A 15,568-nucleotide genomic window follows, 5' to 3' on the forward strand; every position below is an offset into this window, starting at 1 on the left:
CCGAACCCGGAAGCTAAGACCCACAGCGCCGATGGTACTGCACCCGGGAGGGTGTGGGAGAGTAGGTCACCGCCGGAACAACTATTAATGGTCGAGGCCCCAACCACACGGTTGGGGCCTCCCACATTTAAACACCAAACACCACCAGGAGACACCAACGACGTCCGGCGGGCGGAGCCCATGGCCGGCGGCTCGGTTGCAGCGGGCAGCGGCTACCGCAGGCTGTCGCCGTTGTGAAGATGGCCACGATACCGCTCCCAGGGCCCGCTCTGTCCGGGGGGATTTGGTGGCTCCACTAGAATTGATGAAGATGTACGGACTTCGAAGCGCTTGATATCGGGTTGCGTAGGAAACGAAAAGAGCGGCTGCAGTTGCGCCAGTGGTCGGCTCACAACAGGAGGAATCCAAATGGCCGAGCATAACGGTGGCAACCGAGGCAACGACCGGGGCGCGTTCCGCGGCAACAACAACTCCGGCGGCGACCCGCGTGGATTCCGGTCCCGCTCCGACCGCGATGGCAACAATTTCTCGCGCGGCGGCTCTTCCGGTGGTGGCGAGCGTAAGCCGTTCGGTGATCGTGATCGTAAGCCGTTTGGTGATCGTCCGCGCCGTGATGGTGAGGGTGACCGCCGTGGTTTTGGTGGCGGTGCCGGTGGTGGCGAGCGTAAGCCGTTCGGTGATCGTGATCGTAAGCCGTTTGGTGATCGTCCGCGCCGTGATGGTGAGGGTGACCGTCGCGGTTTTGGTGGCGGTGCCGGTGGTGGCGAGCGTAAGCCGTTCGGTGATCGTGATCGTAAGCCGTTTGGTGATCGTCCGCGTCGCGAGGGTGAGGGTGACCGTCGCGGTTTTGGTGGCGGTGCCGGTGGTGGCGAGCGTAAGCCGTTCGGTGATCGTGATCGGAAGCCGTTTGGTGACCGTCCGCGCCGCGATGGTGAGGGTGACCGTCGCGGTTTTGGTGGCGGTGATCGTGACCGTAAGCCGTTCGGTGACCGTCCGCGCCGTGACGGTGAGGGTGACCGCCGTGGTTTTGGTGGCGGTGAAAACCGCAAGCCGTTCGGGGACCGGCAGGATCGCGCACCCCGCAGCTTCGACCGTGGTGATTCCCGCGCCGAGTCAGGCCGTGGCTCCGGACCCCACAGCTTTGGCCGCGACCGGCAGGAAGACCGTCCTGTCCGCGTGCCCAACGCTGCCGACCTCCGCAGCGCCAACCGTCCGGACCGGGAACGTTCCCCCGAAATTGATGAAGACGTCACGGGCAAGGAACTGGACCGCGCCACGCAGCACCAGATCAAGACACTTGAAGCCAAAAGCTCAGAGTGGGTGGCACGCCACCTGGTGATGGCCGGCCGCCTCATTGACGACGAGCCGGAGCTGGCATTCCAGCACGCACTCGCCGCCAGCCGTCGTGGGGGCAGGCTCGCCGCTGTCCGCGAAGCCGTGGGCCTCACGGCCTACGCAGCCGGCCACTATGGTGAGGCGCTGCGCGAGTTCCGCACCTTCCGCCGTATCAGCGGCTCCAACGTTCACCTGCCCGTCATGGCCGACTGCGAACGTGGCCTGGGCCGCCCGGACCGCGCCCTCGACGTAGCCCGCTCGGAGGAAGCCCAGGACCTGGATGCTCCCGGCAAGGTAGAGCTGGCAATTGTCGCTGCCGGGGCACGCACCGACCTGGGCCAGCTTGACGCGGCAGTAGCCGAACTTGAAATCCCGCAGCTGGACATGAACCGCGCGTTCTCCTACAGCCCGCGCCTCTTCCGCGCCTATGCCGATGCGCTGGCTGCGGTGGGACGCGAAGACGAGTCGCAGAAGTGGAGCCGGCAGGCCGTCGTGGCAGAAAATGCCCTGGGCCTGGGCGCTGACGAAGAACCCGAAATCATCGACCTCGGCTGGGACGAGGAAGAGGAAGCCCGGGAAGAGGCAGAACGCCGGCGGTTGCTGGACCGGGCCTCCAAGGGCGCTGGGGCCGAAACGCCCGCAGCAGGTTCCACGGAAGCAGCTGCCAGGAGCGCCCGCGCAGCCGAGGCGAAGTCCTCGCAAGACAGCAGCATCGACGACCAGGATGCCGACTACTTCGTTTCCGACGACGCAGAATCGGACCAGGACTCGGTAGAACACGACGAGTTCCACTCCGTGCCCGCCGGCGGCGACGACGCTGACGACTCCAACGATGACGATGCCCATGCGGAGGACAACGCAGGCGTAGGACATGACGAAGAGCGCCGGGAAGACTGAACACAGATGAGCGATGTTTCCCTGGTTTCCCGCTTCGATGCACTCCTTGCCGACCTGGACGGCGTGGTTTACGCCGGTCCCCACGCCATTCCCGGAGCTGTTGAGTCGCTGAAGCAGCTTTCGGGGCTGGGCATCGGACTGGGCTATGTCACCAACAACGCATCCCGGTCACCTGCGGACGTGGCAGCGCATCTCCGTGAGCTTGGTGCACCCGCAGAGGACAACCAGGTGGTGAGTTCGTCCCAGGCGGCGGCCGAGCTGCTTGCCTCGATGCTCGCGCCCGGGTCCAGGATCCTTATCACTGGCAGCCCGGCCCTGGCCCGGGAAATTGAGCTGGTGGGCCTGGTACCGGTAGCCGGGCAGGATGAGGACCCGGTCGCCGTGGTCCAGGGGTTCAGCCCCGCCATCGGATGGAAGGACCTGGCCGAAGCCACCTATGTGGTCAATGCCGGTGCCCTCTGGGTGGCAACCAACACGGACATGTCCATCCCGCAGGCGCGCGGCATAGCGCCGGGAAACGGCACCCTGGTCGCCGCAGTCGCCGCAGCCACCGGCCAGCAGCCCCGGGTTGCGGGCAAGCCGGAGGCGCCGCTGTTCCATTCGGCAGCCAAGCGCCTCGGGGCCGAGCGTCCCCTGGTGGTTGGCGACCGGCTGGACACGGACATCCTGGGCGGCAATAACGCCGGTTTCGCCACGGTAGCGGTCCTGACCGGGGTCGACACGCGCGAAACCATCCTGGCGGCCAGGGCGGCGGAACGCCCCGAATACATCATTGCGAACCTTGCCGACCTTCACCGTCCATATCCGGACGTGACGCACGACGACGGCACCTACACCTGCGGGCAGTCAACGGCGCGCGTGGCCAACGGAGCCGTGGGCATCATTGGCGGCCAGGACAACCTGGACTCGTGGCGGGCGGCGTGTGCCGCCTGGTGGGCCGCGACGCCTGACGCCGCAGCCCCGCAGGCGCCCAAGCTGGTGTGGCTGGATCACTAGACTGGTTCCATGACCGAGCTGACTGAACCGGAAGACCCGACAATCCAGCCGGCACCGGAATGGCCGCAGGCCGACCGGCAGGACCTAACGGATCCGCAGGTGGCGCAGTCCGTCGCCCGGCTCCTGGACCTGCCCGGGCTTCCCGCAGCGGACCACGAGTCCGTCTACAACCTGCTTCACGATGACCTGCTCGCCGCGCTCAACAGCGATCCCGCAGACGTTGCTTTCCCAGGCACTGGGCCGGATGGCGGGGCCGCCTGATGCCGGTACGCCTCGACCAGGCCCTGGTGGCCCGCGGGCTGGCCAGGTCGCGAACGCATGCAGCCTCGCTGATCGCCGAAGGCAAAGTGAGTTCCGGTGGCCAGGTCCTTGGCAAGGCATCCCTGCAGGTTGACGAGAGCAGGGACCTGGCCGTCGAGCACGATGAGCAGGACGCCTACGCCAGCCGTGCCGGGCACAAGCTGGCCGGCGCCCTGGACGCGTTCCCCGGCGTTTCGGCCCAAGGCAAACGGTGCCTTGACGCCGGTGCCTCCACCGGTGGCTTCACGGACGTCCTGCTGAGGCGGGGGGCCGCGCACGTGGTGGCGGTCGACGTCGGGCACGGCCAGCTGGTGCCGCACCTCCGGGACGACCCGCGCGTGGAAGTCCGCGAGGGCATGAACGTCCGGTACATGGCGCCCGCCGATATCGGCGGCCCCGCGGCCCTGACCGTCGCCGACCTTTCCTTCATCTCCCTCACCCTCGTGGTTCAGCCCCTGGCTGACTGCACCGGGCCCGGGGGCGACCTGGTGCTGATGGTCAAGCCGCAATTCGAGATCGGCAAGGACCGCCTGGGCCGCACCGGCGTGGTCACCTCGGAGCGTGAGCGGCGGATGGCCGTGGAGAAGGTGGCCAGGGCAGCGCTCGACGCCGGCCTGGACCTGTGCGGCCTGGCGGCCAGTCCGCTGCCCGGGCAGGACGGAAACGTCGAATACTTCCTGTGGATAAAACGCAGGATCACCCAAGACTTGCCTAAGATCGAAGAGCGAGAGGCGGCAGCCGCTGCCTTGCTCGGACAAATCTGGCCTAACCACTAGAGAGCGGAACCTGATGAGCAGGCGTGTACTGGTCCTTGCCCACACCGGCCGCGAGGAGTCACTGAAGGCCGCCTGGGAAGCCTGCGCCCTGCTGCATGCGTCCGGCATGGTCCCGGTGATGCAGGAGTCCGAGCTGGGCGACATGGAACGGTTCTTCGGCCACCTGGCCCAGCCGGTGGAGGTGCTCCACGACCATGTCCAGCTGCCCGACGTGGAACTTGTCATGGTCCTTGGCGGCGATGGAACCATCCTGCGCGCCGCGGAGCTGGTGCGCGAGGTGGATGTGCCGTTGCTGGGCGTGAACCTGGGCCACGTGGGCTTCCTGGCGGAAAGTGAGCGGGCGGACCTTGCCCAGACCGTCGAATGGATTGCCAGCCGGGAGTACACCGTCGAAGAGCGCATGACCATCGATGTCCAGGTCTGGGTCCGCGGCCAGAAGATTTGGCACACCTGGGCTTTAAACGAAGCCGCCATCGAAAAAGCCAACCGGGAACGCATGCTGGAAGTCGTCACGGAAGTGGACGAGCGCCCGCTGACGTCCTTTGGCTCCGACGGCATTGTGCTGGCCACCCCCACGGGCTCCACGGCTTACGCGTTCTCCGCCGGTGGACCCGTGGTCTGGCCGGAGGTGGAGGCTCTGGTGATCGTGCCGATCAGTGCCCACGCGCTCTTCGCCAAGCCCCTTGTCGTGTCGCCCAGGTCCAGGCTCGCCGTCGAGGTGCTGGGCCGCACCGACGCCCAGGGGGTGCTGTGGTGCGACGGCCGGCGCTCCGTGGACCTGCCGCCGGGCGCGCGGGTGGAAGTGACCAAGTCGGCCACCCCGGTCCGCCTGGCCCGCACCCACCAGACGCCCTTTTCGGCACGGCTGGTCCGCAAGTTCGAGCTGCCCATCCACGGCTGGCGCGGCCCGGTCCCCAAGTCCGATGCCGTGCACACCGGCCCCATCCCCATTGTGCGGACGCCCCGGCCCATGCCGCCGCTGCCGGTCCCGAATGCGGAGAACCCCGGCAGCGATCCCGATCCGTCGACTGCGAAGTGAATCCATGCTTGAAGAACTGAGAATCCGCGACCTCGGCGTCATCACCGATGCAACGCTCCCGCTCGGCCCGGGACTGAGCGTGGTGACCGGTGAAACCGGCGCGGGCAAGACGATGGTGGTCACCGCCGTCGGACTGTTGCTGGGGGCGCGCTCTGACGCCGGAGCCGTTCGGAGCGGCGCGAAAAGTGCCACCGCGGAAGCGGTGCTCAAGCTCGACGCCGGGCACCCGGCCATTGCCCGGGCCCTTGACGCCGGCGCCGACACGGAAGAGTTCGACGGCGGCGCCGAGCTGATCCTGGCCCGCCGCCTGGGTGCCGACGGGCGCAGCCGCGCCTTCCTCGGTGGGCGGGCTGCCCCGGTGGGCGTCCTGGCCGAAATCGGCGAATCATTGGTGGTGGTGCACGGCCAGTCGGACCAGATCCGGCTCAAAAGCGCCACAGCCCAGCGGGAAGCCCTGGACAAGTTCGCCGGCGACCACCTCGCCGGCCCCCTGGCCGCGTACCAGGAGCTGTACAGCCGGTGGAAGGCCAACCAGGCAGAACTGGACAGCCTGCGGAGCGCCGCGCGGGACAGGCTGCGCGAGGCAGAATCCCTGGAGGCAGCCCTCGCCGAAATAGACGAGGTGGATCCGCAGCCGGGGGAGGACGAGCTCCTGAAGGCGGAGGCCGTCAAGCTGGCCAACGTGGAGGAGCTCCGGATCGCGGCCAGCACGGCCTACCAGGCCCTCATCGCCGAGGACTTCGGCGAAACCGGTGACGCCACCACCCTGGTGGACTCCGCCAAACGCACCCTGGAGCATGTGGCCGAGCACGACGCCGAACTCGGCTCGGCGGCAGCCCGGCTGGCGGAAGTTGGCTTCCTGCTCAACGACATCGCCACCGAACTGGCCAGTTACCAGGCCGGCCTGGACACCGAGGGGCCGGAACGGCTCGCCGAAATCGAGGACCGCCGGGCAGCATTGGCCAAGCTGGTCCGCAAGTATGCCCCCACCATCGATGAGGTGCTGGCGTGGGCCGAAACCGCGCGCGTCCGGTACGACGAACTGCAGGACGACTCCTCCCGCATCGAGGCCCTGGACGCGGACGTGGTCCGCGCCGAAGCGGAACTGACCAAGCAGTCCGCAGCCATCAGCAAGATCCGCACCAAGGCGGCCAAGGACCTTTCTTCCCGGGTCAGCGCCGAGCTGAAGGCGCTGGCCATGGCAGACGCCACCCTGGTGATCAACCTCGAGCCCGCCGGGCAGCTGGGTCCGCACGGTGCGGACGACATCAGCTTCCTGCTGCAGCCGCACTCCGGTGCCCCGGCCCGTCCGCTGGGCAAGGGCGCGTCCGGCGGTGAGTTGTCCCGCGTGATGCTGGCCATCGAAGTGGTGCTGGCGGCCGTCGACCCCGTTCCCACGTTTGTGTTCGACGAGGTGGATGCCGGTGTGGGCGGACGCGCCGCCGTCGAGATCGGCCGCCGCCTGGCCATGCTGGCGCAGCACGTGCAGGTTCTGGTGGTCACCCACCTTCCCCAGGTTGCTGCCTTTGCGGACCAGCACATCACCGTGACCAAGACGTCCACCAGGGGAGCCGACGGGGGCACCGCCACCGGATTCACCTCCAGTGACGTCCGCCTCCTTGACGGCCCGGAACGCGTGCGTGAACTCGCCCGCATGCTGGCCGGCCAGGAGGACTCCGAGTCCGCCCGGGCGCACGCCCAGGAATTGCTGGACGACGCCAAGCTCCTGCCGCAGCGGGCCTGACGGGAACAGCCACGGGACGGCGCAATTGATGATAGGCTCGAATTCCGTGGTGCAGCGATCAAATTCCCGTGTAAATTCCCGGTTCCCGGGCTCCTCCAAGATGACTAAGCACATCTTCGTCACCGGCGGTGTGGCATCCTCCCTCGGCAAGGGACTGACGGCATCCAGCCTCGGTCACCTGCTCCGGGCCCGCGGCCTGTCCGTCACGATGCAGAAGCTCGATCCCTACCTGAACGTGGATCCGGGCACGATGAACCCCTTCCAGCACGGTGAGGTCTTCGTCACGGACGACGGCGCCGAGACGGACCTGGACATCGGGCACTACGAGCGCTTCCTTGACGAAAACCTCGAAGGTTCGGCCAACGTGACCACCGGGCAGGTCTACTCCACTGTGATCGCCAAGGAACGGCGCGGCGAATACCTCGGCGACACCGTCCAGGTCATTCCGCACATCACGGACGAGATCAAGCGCCGCATGCGGCTGCCCGCCGAGGGCAAGAACGCCCCGGACGTGATCATTACCGAAATCGGCGGCACCGTTGGCGACATCGAGTCCCAGCCGTTCCTCGAGTCGGCCCGCCAGGTCCGCCAGGATGTTGGCCGCGGCAACGTCTTCTTCGTGCACGTCTCGCTGGTCCCGTACATCGGACCGTCGCAGGAACTGAAGACCAAGCCCACGCAGCACTCGGTGGCAGCGCTGCGCTCCATCGGCATCCAGCCCGAAGCCATCGTGATCCGGTCCGACCGCGAGATCCCCGAGGCCATGCGCGCCAAGATCGGCCGCATGTGCGACGTCGACCTCGAAGCAGTCATCGGCTGCCCGGACGCTCCCAGCATCTACGACATCCCCAAGACGCTGCACTCCCAGGGCCTGGACTCCTACATCGTCCGTGCCCTGGACCTGCCGTTCAAGGACGTGGACTGGACCAGCTGGGACCGCCTCCTGGAGGCCGTCCACAACCCCAAGCACCAGGTGGAAATCGCGCTGGTGGGCAAGTACATCGACCTTCCGGATGCCTATCTCTCGGTCACGGAGGCCCTCCGCGCCGGCGGCTTCGCCAACGAGGCCAAGGTCAAGATCCGGTGGGTTCCCTCAGACGAGTGCGAAACCCGGGAGGGTGCCATCAAGGCGCTCGACGGCGTGGACGCCATCTGCGTGCCGGGCGGCTTCGGCATCCGCGGCCTCGAAGGCAAGCTCGGTGCCCTGAAGTTCGCCCGCGAAACCAAGCTGCCTGTGCTGGGCCTGTGCCTTGGCCTGCAGTGCATGGTCATCGAGTACGCCCGCAACGTGGTGGGCCTGGAAGGTGCCTCCTCAAGCGAGTTCGAGCCGGATTCCAAGTACCCGGTCATCGCCACCATGGAAGAGCAGCTGGAGTTCGTCGAAGGCCGCGGCGACCTCGGCGGCACCATGCGCCTCGGACTCTACGAAGCCAAGCTGGCCGAGGGCTCGGTCATCGCCGGCACCTACGGCAAGACCACGGTCAGCGAACGCCACCGGCACCGCTACGAGGTCAACAACAAGTACCGCGAGCAGATTGCCGGGAAGGGCCTGGTTTTCTCCGGCACCTCCCCGGACGGCAAGCTCGTCGAATTCGTTGAGCTGCCTGCCGACGTCCACCCGTACTACGTCGCAACGCAGGCGCACCCCGAGCTGAGCTCGCGGCCCACCCGCCCGCACCCGCTGTTCACCGGCCTGATCAAGGCTGCCCTGGACCACCAGGGCGCGGGCCAGCAGGCCACTGCCGACACGGCTGCCCCCGCGGCGGAGGAGCCTGCAGTATCGGGTAGCGTTACCGCTAAGTAGTCAACAGAGCAAAAAGGACGGCGCGATGCCTGGTACACCTGAAGCCACCCCTGCCAAACAGGTTTCGGATGCACCAAGCCCGCGCCGTCTTTTGTCCACGGAGAAGGTCTACCAGGGCAGGATCTGGGACGTCGTCAGTGACACCTTCCAGCTCTCCGAGTCCGGCGACGCCCTCACCCGCGACTACATCGACCACCCGGGCGCCGTCGCTGTCCTGCCCATGAATGACGAAGGCCAGGTCCTGCTGCTGAAGCAGTACCGGCACCCCGTTGGCATGGACCTCTGGGAAGTCCCCGCGGGCCTGCTGGACGTCGAAGGCGAGGACTTCGTGGTGGGGGCGGCGCGGGAACTCGCCGAAGAAGCGGACCTGGCGGCAGGCACCTGGAACGTCCTGGCCGACGTCTTCAATTCCCCCGGATCGTCCAGCGAGGCCATCCGCATCTACCTGGCCCGCGACCTCACCGAGGTGCCGCACCACGAACGCCACGAGCGGACGGACGAGGAAGCGGAGATCGAATTCCACTGGATCAGCCTGGACGATGCCGTGGCCTCCGTCCTGGCCGGCCGCCTGCATAACCCTTCCGCCGTCGTCGGGATCCTTGCCGCTGCCGCTGCCCGTTCTTCCAGCTATGAGGGACTCCGCCCCGCCGACGCCCCCTGGCCCGCCCACCCCAGCCAGCGCTGATGGTGCCTGGTCCATCGGCTGAAGCGGTCCCGGAGGCCGAGCGGGCCCCGGACGCCGCCTCAGCGGACGGGGCAACAGCAGGCGGCGCCCCGGACCCCGTCCCGGCCGCGATCGACCGTGGAATCACCGACTATCTCCAGCACCTCGGCGTCGAACGCGGGCTGGCCGCGAACACGCTCGCAGCCTACCGGCGGGACCTGGCCAGGTACGCCCGCTACCTCGCCGGAGCCGGCTGCACACGCCCCGGTGACATCACCCGGCACCATGTGACGGGGTACGTCCGTGCCCTCTCGGACGGGTCCGACGGCGGCTCGGCCCTGGGCGTGCGTTCCGCCGCCCGGACCGTCGTGGCCGTCCGGGGCCTGCACAAGTTCTGGGCCCTGGAGGGCCACACCACGGCGGATCCAGCCAGCGAGGTACACCCGCCCATGGCCGGCAAGCGGCTCCCCAAAGCCATCAGCGTCGCTGAAGTGACCCGCATCCTCGAAGCGGCAGGAACTGACACCGCCACCGGGCTGAGGGACCGCGCCCTGCTTGAATTCCTATACTCCACCGGGGCCAGGATCAGCGAAGCGGTGGGACTGGACGTTGACGACATCTCCCTCGCCGAACCGGGATCCGGGCCCGCGATCGTCCGCCTGTTCGGCAAGGGGTCAAAGGAACGCCTGGTGCCGCTGGGCTCCTACGGAGCCCGGGCACTCGATGCCTACCTGGTCCGCGGGCGTCCGCTGCTTGCCGCCAAAGGCAAGGGCACGCCCGCGCTGTTCCTCAATGCCCGCGGCGGGCGGATCAGCCGCCAGAGTGCCTGGACCATCCTGAAGGCGGCGGCGGAGAAAGCCAACATCACCCGCGACGTGTCACCGCACACGCTGCGCCACTCCTTCGCCACCCACCTTCTGGAAGGCGGCGCGGACGTCCGCGTGGTGCAGGAACTGCTGGGCCACGCATCCGTGACCACTACCCAGGTGTACACCCTGGTCACCGCCGATACGCTGCGCGAGATTTACGCCGCGGCCCACCCACGGGCACTGGGCTAGGACCCGCGGACGCGAACGGCCGGCGCGCTCACCGGCGCCCGCCCTGACATTAAGCTGGAGCCATGACCGCAGCCGCAGTGACCCTATGCTTCCTTCTCCGTGATGGGGAGAACGGTTCCGAGGTCCTTCTGGGGCTCAAGCAGACAGGGTTTGGCAAAGGCAAAATCGTGGGCATTGGCGGCCATGTGGAACCGGGGGAGTCGCACGCGCAGGCCGTGGTGCGGGAAGTCCTGGAAGAAACCGGTGTGGTCCTGCGGCAGGAAGACCTCCGTGATGCCGGCAGCGTGCACTTTGTCTTCCCGTCCCGGCCTGAGTGGGACATGGAAACCAGCCTGTTCACTGCCCGCACCTGGGAGGGCGAACCGGAACCCAGCGACGAAATCCTCCCCGGCTGGTTCCGCGTGGACACCCTTCCCGTGGACCGGATGTGGCAGGACGCGGACCACTGGCTTCCGGTGGTGCTGGAAGGCCGGAAGGTCAACGTGGTGGTCACCATGGCCACGGACAATGAGTCGGTCGCCTCATCGCGCAGCCTCCTGGGCCAGGCGGGCCGCCCACTGGACAGCTAAACCGCCGACGGCGGGGCAGGCACCAAAGTGCCCGCCCCGCCGTCGGGCGTTCCACGCCATGCGCTAGGGAAGGTGCCGTTCCTCCACGCCGTTGTATTCGCTCAGCGGCCGGATCAGGGAGTTGGCGTCCAGCTGCTCCATGATGTGCGCGGTCCAGCCCGTGATCCGGCTGGCCACGAACAGGGGAGTGAAGGTTGGGGTGTCGAAGCCCATCAGGTGGTAGGTGGGCCCGGCCGGGTAGTCCAGGTTCGGTTTGATGGCCTTGGCCTCGTCCATCGCAGTTTCCAGGCCGTTGTACAGGCCCAGCAGTTCGGGGCGGCCGTAGTGGGCAATCATCTTGTCCAGGGCGGCCTTCATGGTGGGAACCCGGGAATCGCCGTGCTTGTAGACGCGGTGGCCGAAGCCCATGACCTTCTTCTTTTGCGCCAGGGCGTCCTCCATCCAGGCCTTCGCCCGCGCCGCAGCCTCCTCGAGGGACTCCTCCTGCCGGATGCCGATCTCGTCGAACGTGTGCATCACAGCTTCGTTCGCTCCGCCGTGCAGCGGTCCCTTGAGCGCACCAATGGCTCCGGTCACTGCCGAATGCAGGTCCGAAAGCGTCGAGGTGATGACGCGGGCGGTGAACGTGGATGCGTTGAAGGAGTGCTCGGCGTAGAGGATCATCGAGACGTTGAAGGCCTCCACCACCTCCGGCACCTGCTCCTCGCCGAAGGCCATCCACAGGAAGTTGGCCGAATAGCCCAGGTCATCGCGCGGCTCCACGAGCTCCTGGCCGTGGCGGCGGCGCTGGTCATAGGCCACCACTGCCGGCATGGCGGCGAACAGGTCAACGGCCTTGGCCATGTTGGCCTCGCGCGAGGAGTCCTCTGCCTGCGGATGCCTGGCACCCATCACGGAGGCCGCGGTCCGGCAGACGTCCATCGGGTGCGAGGTCACCGGCAAGGCGTCGATGACCTGCTTGACCACCGGGTCAAGGGCGCGGCCCGCGCGTTCCCTCGCGGTGAACTCCGCCAACTGCTCCGTCGTGGGCAATTCGCCGTTCCAGAGCAGGTACGCCACTTCCTCGAAGCTGCACCGGGCGGCCAGCTCCTGGACCGGGTACCCGCGGTAGAGCAGGGAGTTGGTGTCAGGGTTGACCTTGGAGACGGCGGTGTAATCCACCACGACGCCGGCGAGGCCCTTTTTGATCTCATTTTCAGCCATTGCTGAAACTCCTTTGTTCCTAAAGCCAGGTGTCCGGCAGGTGCCGGCGTTCCGGTGTGGTGCCAGGGCGGATGTCAGGTTCCGGGGATCCGGAAGTTGAAGACCCCGGTGTCAAAGTGGTTGTAGGCCTCGTAGTCAACAAGGTCGTAGAGCCGGGCACGGGTCAGCATGCTTGGAACCTGTGCCTCCTGGGTGCCGTCGGATTTGATCGATTCCAGAGTACGCTCAGCAGCGCCCATGGCACTACGGAGCAGGGTGACCGGATAAATGACCATGTTGACGCCCACGCCGGCCAGTTCATCCACGGTAAACAGTGCGCTCTTGCCGAACTCGGTCATGTTGGCCAGGATCGGCACATCCACCGCGTCCCTGATGGCCTTGAACTCGCTGAGGTCCTTCATGGCCTCGGGAAAGATCGCGTCTGCGCCGGCTTCGACCAGGGCTTTCGCCCGCTGCTGCGCCGCCTCCAGCCCATCGGTGGCGCGGATGTCGGTGCGGGCCATGATGAGGAAGTTCGGATCGCGGCGGGCATCCGCTGCGGCCCGGATCCGCTTGGTGGCGGTATCCAGGTCCACCACGTTCTTGCCGTCCAGGTGGCCGCAGCGCTTCGGGTTGAACTGGTCCTCGATGTGCAGGCCGGCCAGGCCGGCGTTTTCCAGCTCCTGCACCGTGCGGGCCACGTTCATCGGCTCACCGAAGCCGGTGTCGGCGTCGACGATCGAAGGCAGGTCGGTCATGCGGGCGATCTGCCCGGCCCGGGTGGCTACCTCGGTCAGGGTGGTCAGGCCGATGTCCGGCAGGCCAAGGTCGTTGGCAAGGACCGCGCCGGAAATGTAGACCCCGGCGAAGCCCTTTTCCTCGATGAGCCGGGCGGAGAGCGGATTGAACGCGCCCGGAAACTGCTGGATGGTGCCGGAGGACAGCAGTTCCCGGAACCGGATCCGCTTCTGCTCGGGGGTGGTCTTCGAATACAGCATCAGAAGAGTCCCTTCGGTGCCGCCGCCAGGTCGATGACCCCGGGCGCTGCAGTGATGTTCAGCTGGTCCAGCTCGCCGGCGGCCAGTTCGGGGAGGCGTTCGACGGCGGCGAGGAACCTTTCGATTTCAGCCTCCTCCACCAGCCCGGCGGCGAGGGTGCGGAACTTGTTGACGTACTGTTCGCGGGCGAACGGCCGGGCGCCCAGCGGGTGGGCGTCGGCGACGGCGATCTGGTCGGTGATGACCGTACCGTCCTTCAGCGTGATCTCCACGGAACCACCGAAGGCCTTCTCTGCGATGTCCAGGGAGTGGTAGCGCCGGGTCCACTCCGCGTCCTCCTCCGTGGTCACCTTGTGCCACAGTTCCACGGTGTCCGGCCGTGCGGCGCGTTCCGGTGCGTAGGAGTCCACGTGGTGCCACGCGCCGTCCTGCAGGGCAACGGTGAAGATGTACGGGATGGAGTGGTCCAAGGTTTCCCGGCTGGCGGTGGGGCTGTACTTCTGGGGGTCGTTGGCGCCGGAGCCGATCACGTAGTGGGTGTGGTGGCTGGTCTTGATCAGGACTGATTCGACGTTGGCCGGGTCAGTCACCTCAGGATGTTCACGGTGCAGCTTGCGTGCCAGGTCGATCCAGGCCTGCGCCTGGTACTCGGCGGAGTGTTCCTTGGTGTAGGTGTCCAGGATGGCACGCTTGGCTTCGCCCGGGGTGGGGAGCGGGACCAGGTAGGACGCGTCCGGACCGTCGAGCAACCAGGCGATGACGCCGTCTTCGCCTTCGTAGATCGGCACCGGTGAGGTCTGGCCGCGCATGGCCCGGTCGGCTGATTCGATGGCCATCTTGCCGGCGAGCGCCGGGGCGTGGGCCTTCCAGGTGGAGATCTCGCCCTTGCGTGACTGCCGGGTCGCCGTGGTGGTGTGCAGTGCCTGGCCCACTGACTGGAAGATGGTTTCGACGTCGAGGCCCAGCAGTGTGCCGATACCGGCGGCAGCCGAGGGACCGAGGTGCGCGACGTGGTCGATCTTGTGCTTGTGCAGGCAGATCGCCTTGACCAGGTTGACCTGGATCTCGTAGCCGGTGGTGATGCCGCGGACCAGGTCGTGGCCGCTGGCGCCAACGTGCTGGGCAACGGCAAGGATCGGGGGAATGTTGTCACCGGGGTGGGAGTACTCGGCTGCCAGGAAAGTGTCGTGGTAGTCGAGTTCGCGGACGGCTACCCCGTTTGCCCAGGCAGCCCATTCCGGTGCAACCCGTTCCTCGATGCCGAAGACCTTGGAGCCCTTGCCGCCGGTGCTGGGACCGTGGGTAAGGGCCTGGGCCCGGGCCGCGACGATCGGAGCACGGTTCAGTGAGGCGATGGCCACCGAGGCGTTGTCGATGATGCGGTTGATCACCATCTCCGTCACTTCGTCCGTGACGGCGACGGGATCTGCCGCCACCTGGGCGATCTTGTAGGCAAGCTGGTCCTCGCGGGGGAGGTTTTCTTCGCTCTTGTAGACGCGGACGTGGTGTTCCTTAACCATGGTGCTCCTTCGGGTGGGATGCGTGGGTCGCTTTGACGTGGGAGAGGCTGCGGTGCAGGTGGACGATCGTTGCCGCCTCGGCGAGTGCCGGGTTGCCGGCGGCGATGGCCTCCGCGATGGCGGCGTGCTCGGCTGCCGCGGCGGTCAGGCGGTTGGCGTCGTCGGCGGCCAGCCGGCGGATCCGGACCAGGTGCACGCGCAGGCTGCGCATGGCCTGGGCCAGGTAGGAGTTTGAGATGGCGGCGTCGATGGCTGTGTCCAGCCTGCCCACCAGTTCGTAGTAATCATGCAGGGCGGGGTCCCCGCCGTTGATCAGCGCGGGGGCATTGAGCAGTTCGCACTGCAGGCGCTCAAAGGTGGCGGTATCCCCGCGCCGGGCAGCCAGTGCCGCGGCCTTGCCCTCCAGGGTTTGGCGCAGTTCGAACAGTTCGTCGATGTCCTCCAGGGAGATGTCGGTGACGACGACGCCGCGGCCGCCCGCCGTCGTGAGCCCTTCCGCCGTGAGGCGGCCCAGCGCCTCCCGCAGCGGTGTGCGCGAGACGCCAAGGCGTTCGGACTGTTCCACCTCGGCCAGGACGGTGCCGGGCGCAAGGCGCCATTCGATGATGTCGTCCCGCAGTGCCGCGTAGGCCTTGTCGCTGGCTCGCATGGTGTCCTCTTTCCTCGGTGACACCATCAGTGTATAC

15 protein-coding genes are annotated in these 15,568 nt (G+C 67.2%); 11 read left to right on the forward strand and 4 right to left on the reverse strand.

Annotation, left to right across the window (positions count from 1 at the left end; all coding sequences use genetic code 11):
* Window positions 1-514: 514 nt before the first annotated feature.
* The 11 genes from PV772_RS11955 to PV772_RS12005 all read left to right on the forward strand — a co-directional run bounded on the left by PV772_RS11955 (window position 515) and on the right by PV772_RS12005 (window position 11,182).
* Window positions 515-1,339, forward strand: coding sequence for a hypothetical protein (locus PV772_RS11955; RefSeq protein WP_347886279.1), 825 nt, complete (start codon window positions 515-517; stop codon window positions 1,337-1,339).
* The gene (locus PV772_RS11960) at window positions 1,339-2,232 is read left to right on the forward strand and encodes a hypothetical protein (RefSeq protein WP_347886307.1); all 894 of its coding nucleotides are present in this window, start codon (window positions 1,339-1,341) and stop codon (window positions 2,230-2,232) included. The genes PV772_RS11955 and PV772_RS11960 overlap by 1 nt, the downstream gene beginning before the upstream one ends.
* A gap of 6 nt (window positions 2,233-2,238) precedes the next feature.
* On the forward strand, window positions 2,239-3,228 hold the full coding sequence (locus PV772_RS11965; RefSeq protein WP_141160922.1) for an HAD-IIA family hydrolase: 990 nt from the start codon (window positions 2,239-2,241) through the stop codon (window positions 3,226-3,228).
* A gap of 9 nt (window positions 3,229-3,237) precedes the next feature.
* Window positions 3,238-3,489, forward strand: a complete 252-nt coding sequence (locus PV772_RS11970) for a hypothetical protein (protein WP_307361884.1) — start codon at window positions 3,238-3,240, stop codon at window positions 3,487-3,489.
* The gene (locus PV772_RS11975) at window positions 3,489-4,304 is read left to right on the forward strand and encodes a TlyA family RNA methyltransferase (RefSeq protein WP_347886280.1); all 816 of its coding nucleotides are present in this window, start codon (window positions 3,489-3,491) and stop codon (window positions 4,302-4,304) included. Before PV772_RS11970 ends, PV772_RS11975 begins: the two co-directional genes overlap by 1 nt.
* Before the next feature lie 13 nt (window positions 4,305-4,317).
* Window positions 4,318-5,343 (forward strand): NAD kinase, encoded by a 1,026-nt coding sequence (locus PV772_RS11980; protein ID WP_141160919.1) that lies wholly within the window; start codon window positions 4,318-4,320, stop codon window positions 5,341-5,343.
* Between the two features lie 4 nt (window positions 5,344-5,347).
* The gene (gene recN, locus PV772_RS11985) at window positions 5,348-7,087 is read left to right on the forward strand and encodes a DNA repair protein RecN (protein ID WP_347886281.1); all 1,740 of its coding nucleotides are present in this window, start codon (window positions 5,348-5,350) and stop codon (window positions 7,085-7,087) included.
* Window positions 7,088-7,115: 28 nt separating this feature from the next.
* Window positions 7,116-8,891, forward strand: coding sequence for a CTP synthase (locus PV772_RS11990; RefSeq protein WP_307361891.1), 1,776 nt, complete (start codon window positions 7,116-7,118; stop codon window positions 8,889-8,891).
* A gap of 25 nt (window positions 8,892-8,916) precedes the next feature.
* Complete coding sequence (locus tag PV772_RS11995; protein WP_141160917.1) at window positions 8,917-9,576, forward strand: NUDIX hydrolase; 660 nt, start codon at window positions 8,917-8,919, stop codon at window positions 9,574-9,576.
* On the forward strand, window positions 9,576-10,613 hold the full coding sequence (gene xerD, locus PV772_RS12000; protein WP_210411252.1) for a site-specific tyrosine recombinase XerD: 1,038 nt from the start codon (window positions 9,576-9,578) through the stop codon (window positions 10,611-10,613). The genes PV772_RS11995 and xerD overlap by 1 nt, the downstream gene beginning before the upstream one ends.
* A gap of 62 nt (window positions 10,614-10,675) precedes the next feature.
* Window positions 10,676-11,182, forward strand: coding sequence for an 8-oxo-dGTP diphosphatase (locus tag PV772_RS12005; RefSeq protein ID WP_141160916.1), 507 nt, complete (start codon window positions 10,676-10,678; stop codon window positions 11,180-11,182).
* Between the two features lie 63 nt (window positions 11,183-11,245).
* On the opposite strand, the gene PV772_RS12010 is transcribed toward PV772_RS12005, so the two are convergent.
* The 4 genes from PV772_RS12010 to PV772_RS12025 all read right to left on the reverse strand — a co-directional run bounded on the left by PV772_RS12010 (window position 11,246) and on the right by PV772_RS12025 (window position 15,531).
* Window positions 11,246-12,385 (reverse strand): bifunctional 2-methylcitrate synthase/citrate synthase, encoded by a 1,140-nt coding sequence (locus PV772_RS12010; RefSeq protein WP_141160915.1) that lies wholly within the window; start codon window positions 12,383-12,385, stop codon window positions 11,246-11,248.
* A 74-nt stretch (window positions 12,386-12,459) separates the two neighbouring features.
* Window positions 12,460-13,362 (reverse strand): methylisocitrate lyase, encoded by a 903-nt coding sequence (prpB, locus tag PV772_RS12015; RefSeq protein ID WP_141160914.1) that lies wholly within the window; start codon window positions 13,360-13,362, stop codon window positions 12,460-12,462.
* Entirely contained in the window at window positions 13,362-14,882 is a 1,521-nt protein-coding gene (locus tag PV772_RS12020) for an MmgE/PrpD family protein (RefSeq protein ID WP_347886282.1), read from the reverse strand. The genes prpB and PV772_RS12020 overlap by 1 nt, the downstream gene beginning before the upstream one ends.
* The gene (locus PV772_RS12025; RefSeq protein WP_141181213.1) at window positions 14,875-15,531 is read right to left on the reverse strand and encodes a GntR family transcriptional regulator; all 657 of its coding nucleotides are present in this window, start codon (window positions 15,529-15,531) and stop codon (window positions 14,875-14,877) included. Before PV772_RS12025 ends, PV772_RS12020 begins: the two co-directional genes overlap by 8 nt.
* Window positions 15,532-15,568: the final 37 nt, after the last annotated feature.

Source organism: Pseudarthrobacter sp. CC12, from assembly GCF_039907755.1.
GTDB lineage: Bacteria > Actinomycetota > Actinomycetes > Actinomycetales > Micrococcaceae > Arthrobacter > Arthrobacter niigatensis.

Coding starts and splice junctions, on each gene's coding strand:
- PV772_RS11955 (WP_347886279.1), top strand. CDS start 515: ATGGCAACAATTTCTCGCGCGGCGGCTCTTCCGGTGGTGGCGAGCGTA.
- PV772_RS11960 (WP_347886307.1), top strand. CDS start 1,339: ATGGCCGGCCGCCTCATTGACGACGAGCCGGAGCTGGCATTCCAGCAC.
- PV772_RS11965 (WP_141160922.1), top strand. CDS start 2,239: ATGAGCGATGTTTCCCTGGTTTCCCGCTTCGATGCACTCCTTGCCGAC.
- PV772_RS11970 (WP_307361884.1), top strand. CDS start 3,238: ATGACCGAGCTGACTGAACCGGAAGACCCGACAATCCAGCCGGCACCG.
- PV772_RS11975 (WP_347886280.1), top strand. CDS start 3,489: ATGCCGGTACGCCTCGACCAGGCCCTGGTGGCCCGCGGGCTGGCCAGG.
- PV772_RS11980 (WP_141160919.1), top strand. CDS start 4,318: ATGAGCAGGCGTGTACTGGTCCTTGCCCACACCGGCCGCGAGGAGTCA.
- recN (WP_347886281.1), top strand. CDS start 5,348: ATGCTTGAAGAACTGAGAATCCGCGACCTCGGCGTCATCACCGATGCA.
- PV772_RS11990 (WP_307361891.1), top strand. CDS start 7,116: ATGATAGGCTCGAATTCCGTGGTGCAGCGATCAAATTCCCGTGTAAAT.
- PV772_RS11995 (WP_141160917.1), top strand. CDS start 8,917: ATGCCTGGTACACCTGAAGCCACCCCTGCCAAACAGGTTTCGGATGCA.
- xerD (WP_210411252.1), top strand. CDS start 9,576: ATGGTGCCTGGTCCATCGGCTGAAGCGGTCCCGGAGGCCGAGCGGGCC.
- PV772_RS12005 (WP_141160916.1), top strand. CDS start 10,676: ATGACCGCAGCCGCAGTGACCCTATGCTTCCTTCTCCGTGATGGGGAG.
- PV772_RS12010 (WP_141160915.1), bottom strand. CDS start 12,385: ATGGCTGAAAATGAGATCAAAAAGGGCCTCGCCGGCGTCGTGGTGGAT.
- prpB (WP_141160914.1), bottom strand. CDS start 13,362: ATGCTGTATTCGAAGACCACCCCCGAGCAGAAGCGGATCCGGTTCCGG.
- PV772_RS12020 (WP_347886282.1), bottom strand. CDS start 14,882: ATGGTTAAGGAACACCACGTCCGCGTCTACAAGAGCGAAGAAAACCTC.
- PV772_RS12025 (WP_141181213.1), bottom strand. CDS start 15,531: ATGCGAGCCAGCGACAAGGCCTACGCGGCACTGCGGGACGACATCATC.